The sequence below is a fragment of the Micromonospora sp. BL4 genome (genome assembly GCF_003667505.1).
Classification (GTDB): Bacteria; Actinomycetota; Actinomycetes; order Mycobacteriales; family Micromonosporaceae; genus Micromonospora.
In genome coordinates, this window is the sequence record NZ_RCVJ01000114.1 from 80,650 (window position 1) to 97,492 (window position 16,843).

A 16,843-nucleotide genomic window follows, 5' to 3' on the forward strand; every position below is an offset into this window, starting at 1 on the left:
CGGAGCGGACCGGCGTGGCGGTCACCAGGCGCAGGGGGCGTAGTCCTTCAGGAAGCAGCCGTACAGGTCCTCGCCCTGTTCGCCGCGGACGATCGGGTCGTACACCCGGGCCGCGCCGTCGACCAGGTCCAGTGGAGCGTGGAAGCCCTCGTCCGCCAATCGCATCTTCGTCGGGTGGGGCCGCTCGTCGGTGATCCAGCCGGTGTCGACGCTCGTCATCAGGATGCCGTCGGTCAACATCTCCTGGGCGCTGGTCCGGGTCAGCATGTTCAGCGCGGCCTTGGCCATGTTGGTGTGCGGGTGCCCCGGCCCCTTGTAGCCGCGGCCGAACTGGCCCTCCATCGCCGACACGTTCACCACGTACTTGCGGCGGGCCTTCGCGGCGGCAATCGCCGGTCGCAGCCGGCTGACCAGCACGAACGGCGCGGTCACGTTGCACAGCTGCACTTCGAGAAGCTCGACCGGGTCCACCTCGTGCACCCGCTGAACCCAGCTGTTGACCGAGTCGAGGTCCGGCACCAGGCCGCCGGCGTCGATGGCCGTGGACGCCGCGATCCGTTCCGGTGATGCGGAGCCGCTGGTCAGCGCCAGCGCGGTCAACGCGTGCGGGGTGAGCGCCGTCGATTGCGGTCCGGCCGTCAGGCTGCCCGCCGGGGTGCCCTGGCCGTCCGGCTTGGCGAAGGTGATCAGCTCCGGCAGCGGGCCCTCCGGCAGGGCGGCGGCCTCCGCCGCCACGAGCTGCGCGTACGCCCCGGGCGAGCGGCGGACGGTCTGCGCCGCGTTGTTGATCAGGATGTCGAGAGGGCCCTGCTCGGCGACCGAGTCGGCCAGTGCGATCACCTGCGCCGGGTCGCGCAGGTCGATCCCGACGATCCGCAGGCGGTGCAGCCAGTCCGCGCTGTCCGGCATCGCGGCGAACCGGCGGACCGCGTCGTGCGGGAACCGCGTGGTCACGGTGGTGTGCGCGCCGTCACGCAGCAGCCGCAGCGCGATGTACATGCCGATCTTCGCCCGGCCGCCGGTGAGCAGCGCGCGCCGGCCCGTCAGGTCGGTACGCGCGTCCCGGCGCTCCCGGTTGAGCGCGGCGCAGGACGGGCAGAGCTGGTGGTAGAACGCGTCCACCTCGCGGTAGCGCTGCTTGCAGACGTAGCAGCCGCGCGGGTTGTGCAGGACGCCGGCCGTGGCGCCGGCGGTGGGAGAGGCGAGGGGGATGCCCTGCGTCTCGTCGTCGATCCGGCCGGGGGCGCCGGTGGCGGTGGCCGCCGTCACCGCGCGGTCGGCGGTCATGATCGCGTCGCGCCGCTCCTCGCGCCGCCGCTGCTTGATCACCTTGTAGAGCTTCGCGGTGGCCCGCTGCACCCGCACCACGTCGGGGTGGTCGGACGGCAGAGCTTCCAACGCCTCGAAGACGCTGAGACAGGTCTCCAGCTGGCTCCGGTCGATCCCGTGCTGACCGATTTCCGTACCGTTGTCCACCGTCATGCGTCTCTGTCTCGTCCCGTTCCCTGCGCCGGTTCCAGCCCGGCCCACCCCAAGTCCGACCCGGAACTGTACGCACCACCCGGCCTCCGATGCACCCCACGCGCCCTGCCGCCGCGCCGAGGCCGACGTCACAGCGGGCGGGGGACGCTTCGGCGGTGGGCACGGCGACGACTCAGGCCGGGTCGGCGCGGCCGAGCCGCCAGTAGCCCATGAAGGCCACCGCCCGTCGGTCGAGACCCCGCTCGGCGACCAGGTGCCGGCGCAGGGTCCGGATGACGCCGGCCTCCCCGGCGAGCCACGCGTACAGCGGAACCGGCGGCACCTCCTCGGGAACCTCCCACAGGATCTCGGTGTCGACGTCCACGTCCGCGACGGGCTGGGCGGCCCCCGTCGCGTCCCCGGCCAGCAGTTCACCGGCCGCGGCGGCGACGGCCGGCACCAGCCGGCTGCCGTGCCCGTTCGCGCCTCGGGCCAGCCAGCGGACCTCGATTCCCGGGGGAGCGACCAGCGGCAGCACGTCGTCGACGTCGGGCACCTCCAGCAGGACGGTGCCGCGGGCGTCGCGGGGAAGCCGTTCGCAGATGCCGCTGATGGCCGGTACGGCCGTCTCGTCCCCGGCCAGCAGCAGCCGTGCCGCCGATGACGGCCGGAACTCGATGCCCCCGTGGTCACCGTCGTAGCCGGCGTCCGGCCCGAGGATGGCGATCTCGTCGCCGACGCTCACCCGCCGGGCCCAGCGGGTCGCCGGGCCGCCGTCGCCGTGCAGCACCAGGTCGACGTCGACCTCGGCCAGGTGGGACCGGACCGTCCGTACGGTGTAGGTGCGCACCGGATTGCGCAGGTGTTCGGGCAGGGCCCGCCACTTCGCGTACCAGTCCGGTCCGTCCGGCAGGCGTACCTCGCGCTGACCGGGCAGCGGCAGGGCCAACTTGATCCGCTGGTCGTAACCGTTGTCGGCGAAGCGGTCGAGGTCTGCTCCGGTGAAGGTCACCCGGACGAACGACGGGCTCAGCCGGCGTACCGCGCGGACCTCGACGGTGAACAGGCGCCACGGTGCGATGGGCATGGTCTCGGTCATGGTGCCTCTCTGGTGCTCGGTCCGGCCTGCTACCGGGGGTGGTTCGCCACGGCGCGGGAGCGCCACAGCAGCCAGACGAAGTACGGGGTGCCGATCATGGCGGTGACCAGGCCGGCGGGGATCTGGGCCGGAGCGATGAACGTCCGTCCGAGGGTGTCGGCGATGCTGACCAGCGCCGCGCCGAGCAGGGCGGCCACCGGAAGCACCCGGGAGTGCCGGCCGCCCACGAGCGCTCGGGCGGCGTGCGGGGCGACCAGGCCGACGAAGCCGATGACCCCGACGGCGGAGACCGCGGTGGAGGTGAGCAGCGCCGCCGCGCCGAGCGCGACCAGCCGGGTGCGCTCCAGTCGGACGCCGAGCACGCGGGGGGTGTCGTCGTCCAGCGTCATCAGGTCGAGTTCGCGCCGGGCGGCGACCACAGCCGGGGTGAGCACCAGCAATGCGATCAGCACCGGGAGCACCTGTGTGGACGTGCGGCCGTAGGTGGAGCCGGACAGCCAGGTCAACGCCTTTCCGGTGTTCCACGGGTCGAAGGCGACGATCAGGTACGTGATCAACGCGGTGCCGCCCTGCCAGGCGCCGAAGCCGATCAGCACCAGCCGGTCGGAGCTGAGCCCGCCGCCCCGCCAGGCAAGGCCGTAGACCAGGGTGAACGCCAGCATCGCGCCGAGCCCGGCGACGCCGGAGACGGCCCACACGCCGGCCAGCGGCACGAAGGTGAGCAGCGCCACCGCGCCGAGTCCGGCGCCGGCGGTGATGCCGAGGATGCCGGGTTCGGCGAGCGGATTGCGGCAGACCGCCTGCACGGTGGTGCCGGCAACCGCGAGCGCCGCGCCGGCCAGGACCGCCGCGGCGACGCGCGGCCACCGCTGGTCCAGCACGAAGGTGTACGCCGGTCCGGTGGTGCCGTTGACCCAGTTGACGAGGTCACCGAGGAGCACCCAGGTGTCGCCGGCGAGCATGCCGACCGTCACGGCGGCGACGGTGACCACGGCGCTGACGGCGACGACGGTGCGGTGGAAGGCCGGGGAGCGGACGGCCGCGTGCCCGCCGGGCGGGCGGCGGGTGGGGCCGGCGTCGCGGTGCCGGCGGGCCAACCAGATGAGGATCGCCGCGCCGAGCAGGGTGGTGACGACGCCGGTGGGAACCTCCACCCCGGCCTGCCCACCCATGATGGCCCGCAGCAGCACGTCGGAACCGAGCACGATGACGACCCCGGCGATGCCGGACAGCGGCAGCAGGATGCGGTGCCGGTGCACCCCGGGCACCACGGGGGCGAGCAGCCGGACGATCACCGGGGCGCACAGGCCGACGAAGCCGACCGGGCCGGTGAGGGTCACCGCCGCCGCGGACAGCAGCACCGCGAGCAGGGTGACGGTGAGTCGCGTACGTCGCACGTCGAGGCCGAGCACGGTGGCGGTGTCGTCGCCGAGGGCGAGGATGTCCAGGCGGTGCCCGAGCAGCACCAGCACGATGAGCGCGCCGACGATCACCGGGGCGAGCTGGGTCAGCGCGACCAGGTCGCTCTGCACCAGCGAACCGTTTCCCCAGGCGAACATGCCGATGGTGGCCTGCTCGAACAGGAGCAGCAGCAGGGTGGTCACCGAGCTGAGCGCCAGCGCGGTCGCCGAACCGGCGAGGATGAGTCGGGTGGTGCCCGCCTGTCCACCGGCGGACATCGCCATCACCAGGCCGGCGGCGGCCAGTCCTCCGACGAAGGCGAGTGCGCCGGCCGGCAGCGCGGGCAGCGAGATGCCGAACGCGGCGACGGAGACGATCGCCAGGTGGGCGCCCGCGTTGACGGCAAGGGTGTCGGGGGAGGCGAGTGGGTTTCGGGCGATCGACTGCAACGCGGCTCCGGCGACACCGAGCGCGACGCCGATGGCCAACCCGGCGAGCAGGCGGGGCAGCCGGGAGGCGACCAGGACGCGGGCCGCCTCGTCGTCGGCGCCGGTGGCGAGCCGCAGCAGGTCGAGGGCGCCGACGGTGGAGGTGCCCTGGGTGAGGTGCACCGCGCCGACCACGAGCAGCAGCAGGATCGCGGCGAGGAAGACACCGACGACGCGGGGCACCGCCAGGCGCCCGCCCGGAGCCGGCCGGGTGGCCGGCTCCGGGCGCGGGGGTGCGATCAGCACGCTCACACCGTGTACGTCTTGACGAGCTGGTCGATGTACTGCTTGCCGGACAGCGGGCCGCCGAAGGTCCAGACGCCGTCGGGCATCTTGTGCAGGTTGCCCCGCTGCACGAAGGGCAGCGACTTCCAGATGGCGTTGCCGGCGAGACCGTCAGCGAACACGTCGACGCCGTCGGAGGCGTTGTAGAAGAGGTGCAGGTTCGGGTCCTTGAGGACGCTCATGCCCTCGACGTCGGTCTGGCCGAGGCCCCAGACCTCGTCGGTCTTGCCGGTCCAGGCGTTGGTGAGGCCGAGCTGGATGCCGATCTGGGAGACGAGCGCACCCTGGCCGAACATCCGGATGCTGACGGTGCTGCCCTCCTTCCAACCGTCGGCGATGGCGAACGGGCGCCCGGCGGCGCCCGCGTCGGCGATCTTCTTCTTGCCGTCCGCGATGGCCGCGTCGAAGTCGGCGAGCAGCTTCTGCGCCTCGGTGGTCTTGCCGACCGCCTTGGCGATCATGGTGAGCTCGGTGCGCATCCGGCCGAGGTTGTCCTTGGCGTCGCTGCCCTTGGCGACCACGACGGGGACGTACTTCTCGAGCTGGCTGACCAGGGTGCCACCCCGGTCGTCCTCCATCACCACCAGGTCGGGCTGCAGGGCGACGATCGAGTCGACGCTCGGCTCGCCGCGCGTGCCGACGTCCTTGACGCCCGGGTCGAGCTTGGCGGCGGTGACCCACGTGCCGTAGCCCTTGGGGTCGGCGACGCCGACGGGCATGACGCCCAGGCTGACCAGCATCTCGACCTCGCCCCACTCCAGGCCGACGACCTTGGTCGCCGGGGCCTTGAGGGTGACGTCCTTGCCGCGGCTGTCGGTGACGGTGACCGGCCCGCCGGCCGCCGAGGCGGAGGCCTCGGGGGTCGCGGCGTTCTCGGTGGTGCCGCAGGCGCTGAGTGACAGCGCGGCCATCACGGCGATGAGGGCGGTGAAACGGGTACGGGTCATGACGATCTTTCTCTGGTGCGGATCGGGGTGGTCGTTCAGATCAGGGTGCGGGTGAGGTGTCGTCCCACGGGGCGGGTGGTGACCAGTCCGCTGAGCGGATCGGTGCTCACCTCGATCCGGATTCCGTAGGTCTCGGTCAGGGCGTTCTCGGTGAACACCTCGGCCGGGGTGCCGGTGGCGCGGACCCGGCCGTTGTCCAGCAGGACCACCTCGTCGGCCACGGCGGCTGCCTGGTTGAGGTCGTGCAGCACGACGCCGACGGCGACGCCGTGGTCGTCGGCGAGGTCACGGACCAGGTCGAGGATCTCCACCTGGTAGCGCAGGTCGAGGAAGGTGGTGGGCTCGTCGAGGAGCAGGACCGGGGTGTCCTGGGCCAGGCAGGTGGCCAGCCACACCCGCTGCAACTCGCCGCCGGAGAGTTCGTCGACCGGACGCTCCGCCATCGCGGTCACGCCGGTGACGTCCATGGCGCGGGCGATGGCGACGGGACCGTGCGGGTCGTCCGCCCGCCAGCGTCCCCGGTAGGGGTGGCGCCCGTACCCCACCACGTCGCGGACGGTGACCCCGCTGGGCACCGGCCGGCTCTGGGCGAGCAGGGTGACCCGACGGGCGAACTCCCTGGCCGGCAGGTTGGTCGCGGAGCCGCCGTCGGCGAGGTGGACCGCGCCGGCCTCGATCGGGTGCAGCCGGGCCAGGGCGCGCAGCAGCGTGGACTTGCCGCTGCCGTTGGGGCCGACGAGTGCGGTCACCGCACCCCGGCGGAGGCCGATCGCCGCTCCGTGCACCACGGTCACGCCGTGGTACCCGAGGCGGAGGTCGACGCCCGACAGGCTGTGTTCCCCGGTGATCGACACCAGCTGCTCATGCATGAGGTTAGGCTAACCTAACCCCTGGACGATCTGTCAAGACGGTCCTCACCTGCGGATTCCCGCGACTGCCGACATCGACATCGTTGAACGCGGCCCGATTCGATGCCCGAATGGCGACCCGCCGCATGCCCACGAGAAAATGACGGACTGACTGCGGCGGCTCCGGTGGTTACGGTCGTGGATGCCGAGGTTTCCCGACCACCCGAGGAGTGACCGCATGCCCCCCTCGCCGTCCCGGCTCTTCTCGGAGATAGCGACAGCTGAACGCCCGGCCGAGACCAGGGTCGTCATGCGGCGGGCGGTGGTGCTCGGTGGCAGCATCGCCGGCCTCATGGCGGCGCGGGTCCTGAGTGACCACGCCGACGAGGTGCTCGTCATCGAACGAGATCCGTCCGACGTGGACTCCGGGCCCCGGCCCGGTGTTCCGCAGGGCAGCCAGGTGCACGCGCTGCTGCCCTCCGGCCAGATCCAGCTGGAACGCTGGTTTCCCGGGATCGTCGACGAGGCGCTCGCGCTCGGCGCCCCACCGCCGCCGAGCGACCCGGGCACGGCGAAGATCTTCGTGAACGGCGTGCTGGGGCTGCCGCCCGCACCGACCGGCACCGGTCCGGCGCTGATCACCACGCGTCCGTTCCTGGAGGCGCTGGTGCGGCGGCGGACCCTCGCGATCGACAACATCCGGATGGTGTACGGCCGCGCGGACGGCCTGCTCTTCGCCGACCGGCGCGTCACCGGCGCCCGGTACGTGCCGGACGGTGGCACCGAGCCGATCGTCGAACCGGCGGACCTCGTGGTCGACGCGATGGGCCGGTCCAGTCGGCTCAGCGACTGGCTGGCCGACAACGGGTGGCCGCGCCCGCCGATGCAACGGATGCCGATCAAGCTGAACTACGCGACCGCGCTCTACAAGCAGGACCCGGCGGTCAGCGACACCTGGGTGGTCGTCTACCACACCATGGCCGGCAAGGGCCGGTCCGCCCGCATCGGCGGCATCAACTCGGTCGAGGGAAACCGCTGGATCATGCTGGTCGCCGGCTACGACGAGGACCGGCCCAGCCGCGACGTCGCCGACTTCACCGCCCGCTGTCGCCAGCACTATCCGAAAATGTTCGGCGACATCGCCGAACATGGCGAGATGCTCGGCGGGGTGGTCACGTACCACCAGGCGGACAGCCGACGCCGGGACTTCCACAAGCTCGACCGGATGCCCGCCGGACTGGTCGCGGCCGGAGACGCGATCGCGTCCTTCAACCCGGTGTACGGCCAGGGCATGACCTCCGCCACGCTGCACGCCTCCTGCCTGTCGGCGTACCTGCGCTCCGATCCGAAGCTGCACGAGGAGCCGGCGCGGGCGTACTTCGAGCAGGTCCGGGTGGTCGTCGACGCCGCCTGGCAGATCTCCACCTCGGCCGACATCGAGCTGCCACACGTCGACGGCCCGTACCCACCCGCGTACAAGGTCACCAAGTGGTTCGGTGACCTGCTCTTCCGGACCTCGCTGGCCGATCCGGTGCTCAACGCCCGGCTGGGCCGGGTCACCACCATGCTCGACCACCCGGCGACGCTGAGCCGGCCCGGCACCCTGCTGCGGGCACTCCGGCTCGGCCTGTTCCGGAGCCGCTCGGGCGCCACCCCGACGCGCACCCCGTAGGGCTGGCAGCGACCACGAGCGGGTTGCCGGCAGGCCGATGCGCGGGTGGGGGATGCTGGGTCCGTGCAGATCACGATCCTCGGCCCGCTCGCCGTCGACGGCCGGCCGGTCCGGGGAGAGCGGCTCGCGGCGGTGGTCCGCACGCTCGTCGACGCGCGCGGTCGAGCGGTCTCCACCGCCCTGCTCGTGGACGCCGTGTGGGACGGCACGCCACCCGACGACGCGACCGGCGCCGTCCAGGCGCTCGTGTCCCGGGTACGCCGTCTCGGGCTGCCCGTGGTCGCGGTGCCGGGCGGATACCGCCTGCCCGCCGAGGAGATCTCCGTCGACGCGGTCGAGGCACGGGCGCTCGTCGAGCGGGGGCGAGCCGTACTCCGGACCGGCGACGAGCCGTCCGCCCGCAGCCTGGCCGATCAGGCGCGTGCGCTGTTCCCCGAGGTCCCCGAACTCGTCACCGCGGAGGAGGCGCGCCTGTTCGCGGACGTCGCCGCGCTGCGCGCCCAGGCCGCACTCGCCGGCGCCGGGCCGTTCGACGAGGCGGATCTGCGCCGACTCGTGGCGCGTACGCCGCCGGACGAACCATCGGCCGCCCTGCTCGTCCGGGTGCTCGCCGCCCAGGGCCGGGACGCGGACGCGCTGGAGGTCGTCGAGCGACTGCGCGCCGACCTGGCCGACCGGTACGGCACCGACCCGTCGCCGGTGATCACCCAGGTCCATCTGGCGCTGCTGCGCGGCGAACTCACCACGCCGGCCGTCGTGGCGCCGCCCCGGCCACCGGCGGGGATCGCCCTGCCCGCCGCGTGGCGCCGGCCGCTGACCGCCCTCGTCGGTCGGGAGCGCGACGTCGAGACCGTGGATCGGGCGCTCGCCGAGGCGCCCCTGGTCACGATCGTGGCGACCGGTGGCGCGGGCAAGACCCGGCTCGCCGCCGAGGTGGCGCGGCGCGCCACGACGGCCGGGCGACCGGTCCGCGTCGTCGAACTCGCCGGCCTGCGCTCGCCCGACGAGGTCCTGCCGACGGTGCTCGCGGCCCTCGGCGGGGCGGACACCGCGGCGACCGGCGGCAACCTGGGCCTCGAACGACGGGTCCTCAGCCCCGAGGAGCGGTTGCGCGCCGTGGCGCCGGACCTCGACGGGCTGGTCGTGCTGGACAACTGCGAGCACGTCCTCGACGCGGTGGCCACCGTCGTCGCGGACCTGATCGCGGTGGCGTCGCCGGAGGTCGCGGTCCTCGCGACGAGCCGGGCACCGCTGGGCCTGGCCGGCGAGCTGGTCCACCGGCTGACCGTCCTGCCCGACGCCGACGCGCTCGGGCTGCTCGACTCCCGAGCGAGGGCCGGCGGCGCCGTGCCGACCTGGGACACCACTCGGGCGCTCGCGCTGTGCCACCGGCTCGACAACCTGCCGCTGGCTCTCGAACTGGCTGCCGCGCGACTGCGGCACATGCCGATCGACGACGTGCTCGCCGGGCTGACCGACCGGTTCGCGCTGCTCGACGCCGCGTTACGCGGCCTGCCGGAACGGCACGCGAGCCTGTGGGCGATGGTCGACTGGAGCCGGGAACTGCTCACGCCCGACGACCGCGAGCTGCTCCAACGGCTCGCCGTCATCCCCGGGCCGTTCACCGCGGACCTCGCCGCCGCGGTGGCAGGGACCCCGGACGTACGCCGGGGCCTGGCGACGCTCGTCGAACAGTCCCTGCTGACCCTGGCCGAGGGCGACGACCCGCCGCGCTACCGGATGCTCGAAACCGTCCGGGAGTACGGCGAAGCCCGCCTCGACACCGCCGGTGACCGGGATGGCGCCATGGCCGGCCTGGTCGGGTGGGCCCGGGACAAGGCCGCCGCGCTCGCCGCCCGATTCGTCGGCCCCGGACAGGTCGGGGCGTTCGCCCAGTGCGTCGACGAGCAGGACAACCTGGTCGCCGGCCTGCGCTGGGCGCACGGGCACGACGACGAGCCGGCCGCGGTCGACGTCGCGACCGCGCTGCTGCACGTCTGGACGGTGCGCGGCCTGCACCTCGAGGTCGTCGGGTGGGCACGCGGCCTGTTGCACGCCGAGGACCCCGAGCAGCGGCGACGCTCGGCGATCCTGCACGGCCGGGCCACCGGCCGGCCACTGCCCGACGCCGACCGACTCGCCTGGACCTGCCTGGTGATCGGCGTCAACGCCGGGATCGGCGGCGAGATGCGGCTCGCCGCCCTCTCCCGGCGGGCCCTGCGGACGGTCCTCGCCGAGCGACCCGACGAGGTGTCGCCCCGGCTGACCGCGCTCGCGTCGGCGTTGCCGGGCTTCGACGCGTCCGACCCGGAGCAGAGCATGAAGGCCGCCGGCGAGATGATCGCGCACCCGGACCCGTACGTGCAGGGTCTCGGCCTCTTCGCCCGCGCGGCGGTACGGGAGAACGGCGGCATGCCGGCGGAGTCCATCGCCGACGCCGAGCAGGCGTACCGACGCTTCGAGGTGGTCGGTGACCACTGGGGCATGGCGATGGCGGCGGGCGGCGCCGGGCAGTTCTTCAGCCTGCGCGGGGATGCCCGCTCGGCGGAGTGGCTGGCGCGCAGCGTCCGCCACATGGACCTGATCGGCGCCGCGCAGGACGCCCGATCGATCCGGGTGCTGCTGGACGTGCAACTCGCCCTGACCGGCGACGCCGAAGCGGAACGGCGGTTGGGCGAGATGGCGGTACCCGGACAGGCCGAGGAGGTGGACACCGCGCAGGCGCGCCTCGGGTTGGCCCACCTCGCCTGGCAGCGCGAGCGGTACGACGAGGCGCTCGCCTACGCCGACGGGGTGGTCCGGACCCTGGCCGGGTGGGTCGGGCCGCAGCCACAGGCGCGCGTCGTGCTGCGGGTCGCGGTGTCCGTCCTCTACCTGCGGGTGGAGCAGGCGCGCCCGACCTCGGTGCGGGACGCCGACGCCCGCGCGGTCACGATGCTGACGCTCGCCCGGGACGAGGCGCTGTCCTCGAAGGACCTGCCGGTGATCGGGGCGTGGGCGCTGGGCGGCGCTGAACTCGCGGCGGACCGGAACGAGGTGGCGACCGCTCGGGAGCTGTCCGTGCTCGGGCAGCGGATCGGCACCAACGTCGGCATCCTCTTCCCGCCCGGAAGCGGCGAACGGCTCATCGCCGCCCTCGGGGACGAGGAGCAGCGTGAGCCGTTGCTGGCCGCCTGGCGCGAGCGGCCGGTCGCCGCCACCGTCGCCCGGATCCGCGAGCTGATGGACGACCTGCTGGCCTAGATCTTCTTTCGATACGCGCGCAGCGCCAGCGGCATGAACACCGCCACGAAGCCGGCGCACCAGGCCAGGGTCCACCACACGTGCGAGCCGAGCGGTGTGCCGACGAACAGCCCCCGCACCGCCGCCACCAGGTGGGTCATCGGGTTGACGTCCACGAACGCCTGCATCCAGCCCGGCAGGGTGTCGGCGCTGACGAACACGTTCGACGCGAAGGTCAGCGGCATGATCAGCGCGAACATCAGGCCCTGCACGGCGCCCGGGGTGCGCACCTTCATCGACACGTAGACCGGCAGCCAACTCAGGCAGAGCGCGAACAGCACCGCGAGCAGGCAGCCGGCGATCGCCCGCAGCGGGTCGGTGTCGATCCGGAAACCCATCAGGTAGCCGATCGCGAGGGTCGACACCGTGACGATCACGTACCGGACGACGTCACCCAGGACTGCGCCGACCAGTGGCGCGGAACGGGGGATGGGCAGCGACCGGAACCGGTCGAAGATGCCCTTGGCGATGTCGGTGTTGAGGTTGACGCCGATCGCGATGACGCCGGTGGCGATGGTCTGCGCCAGGATTCCGGGCAGCAGGAACTGCAGGTAGTCGTGGGTGGATCCGGCGACCGCGCCGCCGAAGACGTACACGAAGATGACGAGGAACAGCACCGGTTGCAGTGTGACGTCGATCAGCGCCTCGGGCGTACGCCAGGTCTTGATGAGGCTGCGCTTGGCGAGCGCCAGGGAGTGCCGCACGAGCCGCAACGGTCGTGGGTTCGGCACGGCCGTGGAGAGCACGGTGCGCGTCGTGGGTGGTGTGCTGACCAGGGTGCTCATGCCGCGATCTCCTTCAGGCCGGTGGTGTCGTCCTCGGCCGCCGTACGACCGGTGAGGGTGAAGAACACCTCGTCGAGGCTCGGCAGGTGCAGGGACAGTTCGGTGACCGCGATGCCGGCGGCGGCGAGCCGCGCGACGCTCTCGGTGAGGGCCTCGTCGTCGGTGACCGGCACCGCGAGCACGCCCTTGCGGATCTCGTCGGCCTGCGCGCCGGAGCCGACCTCGGACAGGATCGCCGCGACCCGCCCCAGGTGCGCGGGGTCGGACGGCCGGACCTCGAGTGTCTGGCCGCCGACCACCCGCTTGAGCCCTTCGGGTGTGTCGTACGCGATGACCCGGCCGTGGTCGATCACCGTGATCGCGTCCGCGAGGGCGTCGGCCTCCTCCAGGTACTGCGTGGTGAGCAGCACGGTCGAGCCGTTCGTGACCAGCGACCGGACCACGTCCCACATGTCCTCGCGTTTGGCCGGGTCGAGGCCGGTGGTCGGTTCGTCCAGGAAGATCACGTTCGGCGAGCCGACCAGGCTGGCGGCCAGGTCGAGGCGCCGCCGCATACCACCGGAGTAGGTCTTCGCCGGCCGGTCGGCGGCGGCGGTCAGGTCGAACCATTCGAGCAGTTCGGCGGCCCGCCGCCGGGAGCCGTTGCGCCCCAGTTCCAGCAGCGTGCCGAACAGCTCCAGGTTCTGCCGCCCGGTCAGGTCCTCGTCCACCGAGGCGTACTGGCCGGTGAGGCCGATGGTCTGCCGGACCCGCTCGGCGTCGCGTACGACGTCGAAACCACCGATCCGGGCGGTGCCGCCGTCCGGGGCCAGGAGGGTGGAGAGGATGCGCACGGCGGTGGTCTTGCCGGCGCCGTTGGGGCCGAGCACCCCGAGCACCGTTCCGCGGGGAACGGCGAGGTCCACGCCCTGAAGCGCCCTCGTTTTCCCGAAGGTCTTGACGAGGCCCTCGGCCTCGATCACCAGGTCAGCTGTCATGCCGTACAGCCTGCGCGGGCCGCCTGACACGGCCCTGACACGCCACCGACACCGGCGCCGACACGCCACCGACACCGCCACGGAAACATCGCCGGGGCCGTGGCGGCTTCGCCGTTGCACGCCGGTGGGCTGCCGCTGACCGCACCACGGCGCGCGGTCGGCGCGCCGGGGGTGTACGGGGCGGCACGGCAGCGACGAGAATGCCGACCAACGTGAATGTCCCTCGGGCAGCGACGTCTGGGGGACGCGACGGGGGGAGGACGCGGTGACAGCAGCACAACGCCTCGGCGCGGCGGGGGTGGTCCTGGGCCTGGTCCTGGCCGGGCTGAGCGTGCCCCCGGCCGGCGCACACCAGCGCGACCGGGGCTACTCGGCCGAGATCCGCCGCGCGTCCTACGGCGTCCCGCACATCACCGCCACGAGCTACGCCAACCTCGGCTTCGGGGTCGGGTACGTGCAGGCGGAGGACAACCTCTGCGTGATCGCCGAGAAGGTGGTGACGGTCAACGGCGAGCGCTCCCGATACCTCGGCGCGACCGGCCCGACCGACGCGAACGTGCGCAGTGACCTGTTCTTCCGCAAGGCGATCGACGACCGGGCGGTCGAGCGGCTGCTCGACGGCCGACGTGACGGCGTGCACTCGCCGTCCGACGACGTCCGCGACCAGATCCGCGGCTTCGTCGCCGGCTACAACTCCTACCTGCGCCGCACCGGCGCGGCGCGGCTCACCGATCCGGCGTGCCGGGCCAAGCCGTGGGTGCGTCCGCTGACCGAGCTGGACATCTGGCGTACCACCTGGGCCAGCATGATCCGGGCCGGCTCTCGGGCGATGCTCGACGGGATCGTCGCCGCCGCGCCGCCCACCGCCACCGGCCCGGCCGCCGTACAGGACGCTCCCGGCGCGGCCGCGGTGCTCGCCGCCAGCGACGGCGCCCCCGCCGGGGTGGGCAGCAACGCGTACGGGCTGGGCGAGGCGGCCACCGCCAACCGGGGCGGCATGGTGCTGGCCAACCCGCACTTCCCGTGGGACGGCGCGGAACGCTTCTACCGGATGCACCTCAAGGTTCCGGGCCGCTACGACGTCGAGGGCGCCGCGCTGATCGGCGACCCGATCGTCGAGATCGGGCACAACCGCACCCTCGCGTGGAGCCACACCGTCTCCACGGCCCGCCGGTTCGTCTGGCACCGCCTCGCGCTGGTGCCCGGCGACCCCACCTCGTACTACGTGGACGGTAAGCCGCGAAGGATGACGACCCGCACGGTCACCGTGCAGGTGCCCGCCCCGAACGGCGGCACGGCGCCGGTCAGCCGCACCTTCCACGACACCCACTTCGGGCCGGTCGTCGTGGTGCCCGGCACCTTCGACTGGACCGCCGACACCGCGTACGCCATCACCGACATCAACGCCACCAACAACCGGGCCTTCGACGGCTGGTTGCAGATGGGCCGCGCCGAGACGGTCCGCGACCTGAAGCGGGTGCTCGACCGCTACCAGTTCCTGCCCTGGGTCAACGTGATCGCCGCCGACGCGCGCGGTGAGGCGCTCTACGCCGACCACTCGGTGGTGCCCCGGGTGACCGACGCCCTCGCCGCCGCCTGCATCCCGGCGCCGTTCCAGCCGCTCTACGCCAGCAGCGGCCAGGCCGTCCTGGACGGTTCCCGGTCGTCCTGCGCGCTCGGCGCCGATCGGGACGCCGCCGTGCCCGGCATCCTCGGCCCGGCGAACCTGCCGGTGCGCTTCCGCACCGACTACGTCACCAACTCCAACGACAGCTACTGGCTGGCCAACCCGCAGGCCCCGCTGGAGGGCTACGCGCGGATCCTCGGCGACGAACGCACCCCACGCAGCCTGCGTACCCGTCTCGGCCTCGACCAGGTGCAGCAGCGCCTGGCCGGCACCGACGGGCTGCCGGGGCGCGGGTTCACCGCCGACCGGCTGTGGCGGACGGTCTTCGGCAACCGGGTGTACGGCGGTGAACTGGTTCGCGACGACCTGGTCGCGCTCTGCACCGTCCAGCCCACCGCCACCGCCTCGAACGGCGCGACGGTCGACCTGCGGGCCGCCTGCACCGCGCTGGCCCGCTGGGACCTGCACGCCGACCTGGGCAGCCGCGGCGCGCACCTGTTCACCGAGTTCGTCCTGGCCAACGGGCTGCGCTTCGCCGACACCTTCGCCGCCACCGACCCGGTGCGCACGCCGCGCCGGCTCGACACCGCCAACCCCGCCGTGCGCACCGCGCTCGCCGACGCCGTGCAGCGCCTCGCCGGCATTCCGCTCGACGCCCGTCTGGGCGACATCCAGACCGAGCCGCGCGGTGACCGGCGGATCCCGATCCACGGTGGACGCGCCGAGGCCGGCATCTTCAACATGATCATCAACAACCGGGTGCCGGGCGTCGGCTACCCGAAGGTGGTGCACGGATCGTCGTTCGTGATGGCCGTCGAGCTGGGCCGCAACGGGCCGTCCGGGCGGCAGATCCTGACCTACTCCCAGTCGACCAACCCGAACTCACCCTGGTACGCCGACCAGACCGCGCTCTACTCCGGCAAGGGCTGGGACACGATCAAGTACACCGAGGCGCAGATCAAGGCGGACCCGAACCTGCGCACCTACCGGGTGGGGGAGGGCCGCCACCACTGAGACGCGGTCCGGCCGGGCTCCCTGGCGGGGAGCCCGGCCGGTTCGGTCGGCGCCTCCATAGTGCTGTCCGGCTCAGCGGGGGGCGGGCTGGGGCGGGAAGGGTACGGACGGCGCGACCGTTCTCCGCGCGGTGGTCCACCGGCCTCTCAGCCCGGTAGACGCCCTCGCGTGGAGACGAAGTGGTACGACATGACGGCGAACGCGGGGTCGCGGACCAGCCGTCGGAACGCGTTCAGTTGGTTGGGCGACAGCCCCGCCGCGAGCAGGTCCGGCTCCAACTGCCGGGAGTTCGTCTCGTAGAGCGACGTTCCGGTCGAACCGCCCACCCAGCTCTGCGAGTGGGTGATGGTGTCGAGGTCGGTCAGACCGGCGAGGGCCATCTCGGTGTGCACGTCCTGCGCCCACCCCAGGTCGGCGCCGTGCTCCTGCAGGACACCCATCATGGTGTCCATCACCTGCGCGAAGAGCTTCGCCGCGTCGTCGCTCGGTGCGGTCAGCACCCGCAGTGGCGCGGTGCAGTCGAACTCCTCGACCACCAGCCACCCGCCGGGAGCCAGCGCGCCGGCGAGCGTACGCAGAACCCGTCGTCGATCGGGCAGGTGCAGCAGCACCAGCCGCGCGTGGATCAGGTCGAACGCGTCCCCGGGTGGCGGTTCGGTACGGACGTCGTGCTGGCGTACGTGCAGGTTGCCGTCGGCCACCAGGTGCGTGGGGTCGATGTCCGTGGCCAGCACCTGACCGTCCTCGCCGACCGCCCGGGCGATGCGCCGGGCCATCGAACCCCCACCGGCTCCGACCTCCCAGCACCGCGTACCCAGGCGCAGCACCGGGCGGGCCAGGCGACGCATCGTGATGGGATCCAGGAACGACTCCAGCGCCTGCATCTGTGGGACGGCGTCCGGTGCGCCGTTGTCAAAGGTGTACGCACCATCGGTGGTGGCGGTTGCCATCGGTGTC

11 protein-coding genes are annotated in these 16,843 nt (G+C 73.0%); 3 read left to right on the forward strand and 8 right to left on the reverse strand.

Features of this window, described 5'->3' with window-relative positions; all coding sequences use genetic code 11:
• Positions 1-21: 21 nt before the first annotated feature.
• From EAD89_RS12040 to EAD89_RS12060, 5 genes are all read right to left on the reverse strand, one after another.
• Positions 22-1,482 (reverse strand): SDR family oxidoreductase, encoded by a 1,461-nt coding sequence (locus tag EAD89_RS12040; protein ID WP_121675751.1) that lies wholly within the window; start codon positions 1,480-1,482, stop codon positions 22-24.
• A 172-nt stretch (positions 1,483-1,654) separates the two neighbouring features.
• The gene (locus tag EAD89_RS12045; RefSeq protein ID WP_121655076.1) at positions 1,655-2,560 is read right to left on the reverse strand and encodes a siderophore-interacting protein; all 906 of its coding nucleotides are present in this window, start codon (positions 2,558-2,560) and stop codon (positions 1,655-1,657) included.
• Positions 2,561-2,589: 29 nt separating this feature from the next.
• The gene (locus tag EAD89_RS12050) at positions 2,590-4,692 is read right to left on the reverse strand and encodes an iron ABC transporter permease (protein ID WP_121675773.1); all 2,103 of its coding nucleotides are present in this window, start codon (positions 4,690-4,692) and stop codon (positions 2,590-2,592) included.
• A gap of 5 nt (positions 4,693-4,697) precedes the next feature.
• The gene (locus tag EAD89_RS12055) at positions 4,698-5,681 is read right to left on the reverse strand and encodes an ABC transporter substrate-binding protein (protein ID WP_121675752.1); all 984 of its coding nucleotides are present in this window, start codon (positions 5,679-5,681) and stop codon (positions 4,698-4,700) included.
• A gap of 35 nt (positions 5,682-5,716) precedes the next feature.
• Complete coding sequence (locus EAD89_RS12060) at positions 5,717-6,550, reverse strand: ABC transporter ATP-binding protein (protein ID WP_121675753.1); 834 nt, start codon at positions 6,548-6,550, stop codon at positions 5,717-5,719.
• A 217-nt stretch (positions 6,551-6,767) separates the two neighbouring features.
• Here EAD89_RS12060 and EAD89_RS12065 point away from each other — a divergent pair, with 217 nt between their 5' ends.
• Together EAD89_RS12065 and EAD89_RS12070 are read left to right on the forward strand one after the other, a co-directional pair.
• Complete coding sequence (locus EAD89_RS12065; RefSeq protein ID WP_199733488.1) at positions 6,768-8,201, forward strand: NAD(P)/FAD-dependent oxidoreductase; 1,434 nt, start codon at positions 6,768-6,770, stop codon at positions 8,199-8,201.
• A gap of 63 nt (positions 8,202-8,264) precedes the next feature.
• Positions 8,265-11,444, forward strand: coding sequence for a BTAD domain-containing putative transcriptional regulator (locus EAD89_RS12070; protein ID WP_121675755.1), 3,180 nt, complete (start codon positions 8,265-8,267; stop codon positions 11,442-11,444).
• Here the strand turns inward: EAD89_RS12070 and EAD89_RS12075 are convergent.
• Both EAD89_RS12075 and EAD89_RS12080 read right to left on the reverse strand, forming a co-directional pair.
• On the reverse strand, positions 11,441-12,268 hold the full coding sequence (locus EAD89_RS12075) for an ABC transporter permease (protein WP_121675756.1): 828 nt from the start codon (positions 12,266-12,268) through the stop codon (positions 11,441-11,443). The genes EAD89_RS12070 and EAD89_RS12075 overlap by 4 nt on opposite strands.
• Positions 12,265-13,245, reverse strand: a complete 981-nt coding sequence (locus tag EAD89_RS12080; RefSeq protein ID WP_121655070.1) for an ATP-binding cassette domain-containing protein — start codon at positions 13,243-13,245, stop codon at positions 12,265-12,267. The genes EAD89_RS12075 and EAD89_RS12080 overlap by 4 nt, the downstream gene beginning before the upstream one ends.
• 265 nt (positions 13,246-13,510) lie before the next feature.
• On the opposite strand from EAD89_RS12080, the gene EAD89_RS12085 reads away from it, so the two are divergent.
• On the forward strand, positions 13,511-15,886 hold the full coding sequence (locus EAD89_RS12085; RefSeq protein ID WP_121675757.1) for an acylase: 2,376 nt from the start codon (positions 13,511-13,513) through the stop codon (positions 15,884-15,886).
• A gap of 146 nt (positions 15,887-16,032) precedes the next feature.
• Here EAD89_RS12085 and EAD89_RS12090 read toward each other — a convergent pair whose 3' ends face one another.
• Positions 16,033-16,836 carry a bifunctional 2-polyprenyl-6-hydroxyphenol methylase/3-demethylubiquinol 3-O-methyltransferase UbiG gene (locus tag EAD89_RS12090; protein ID WP_121675758.1) on the reverse strand — a complete coding sequence of 268 codons (804 nt, stop codon included), beginning with the start codon at positions 16,834-16,836 and terminating at the stop codon, positions 16,033-16,035.
• Positions 16,837-16,843: the final 7 nt, after the last annotated feature.

Bases quoted from the DNA above. Each gene is read 5' to 3' on its own strand.
- EAD89_RS12040 (WP_121675751.1), bottom strand. From the start codon at position 1,482: ATGACGGTGGACAACGGTACGGAAATCGGTCAGCACGGGATCGACCGG.
- EAD89_RS12045 (WP_121655076.1), bottom strand. From the start codon at position 2,560: ATGACCGAGACCATGCCCATCGCACCGTGGCGCCTGTTCACCGTCGAG.
- EAD89_RS12055 (WP_121675752.1), bottom strand. From the start codon at position 5,681: ATGACCCGTACCCGTTTCACCGCCCTCATCGCCGTGATGGCCGCGCTG.
- EAD89_RS12060 (WP_121675753.1), bottom strand. From the start codon at position 6,550: ATGCATGAGCAGCTGGTGTCGATCACCGGGGAACACAGCCTGTCGGGC.
- EAD89_RS12065 (WP_199733488.1), top strand. From the start codon at position 6,768: ATGCCCCCCTCGCCGTCCCGGCTCTTCTCGGAGATAGCGACAGCTGAA.
- EAD89_RS12075 (WP_121675756.1), bottom strand. From the start codon at position 12,268: ATGAGCACCCTGGTCAGCACACCACCCACGACGCGCACCGTGCTCTCC.
- EAD89_RS12080 (WP_121655070.1), bottom strand. From the start codon at position 13,245: ATGACAGCTGACCTGGTGATCGAGGCCGAGGGCCTCGTCAAGACCTTC.
- EAD89_RS12090 (WP_121675758.1), bottom strand. From the start codon at position 16,836: ATGGCAACCGCCACCACCGATGGTGCGTACACCTTTGACAACGGCGCA.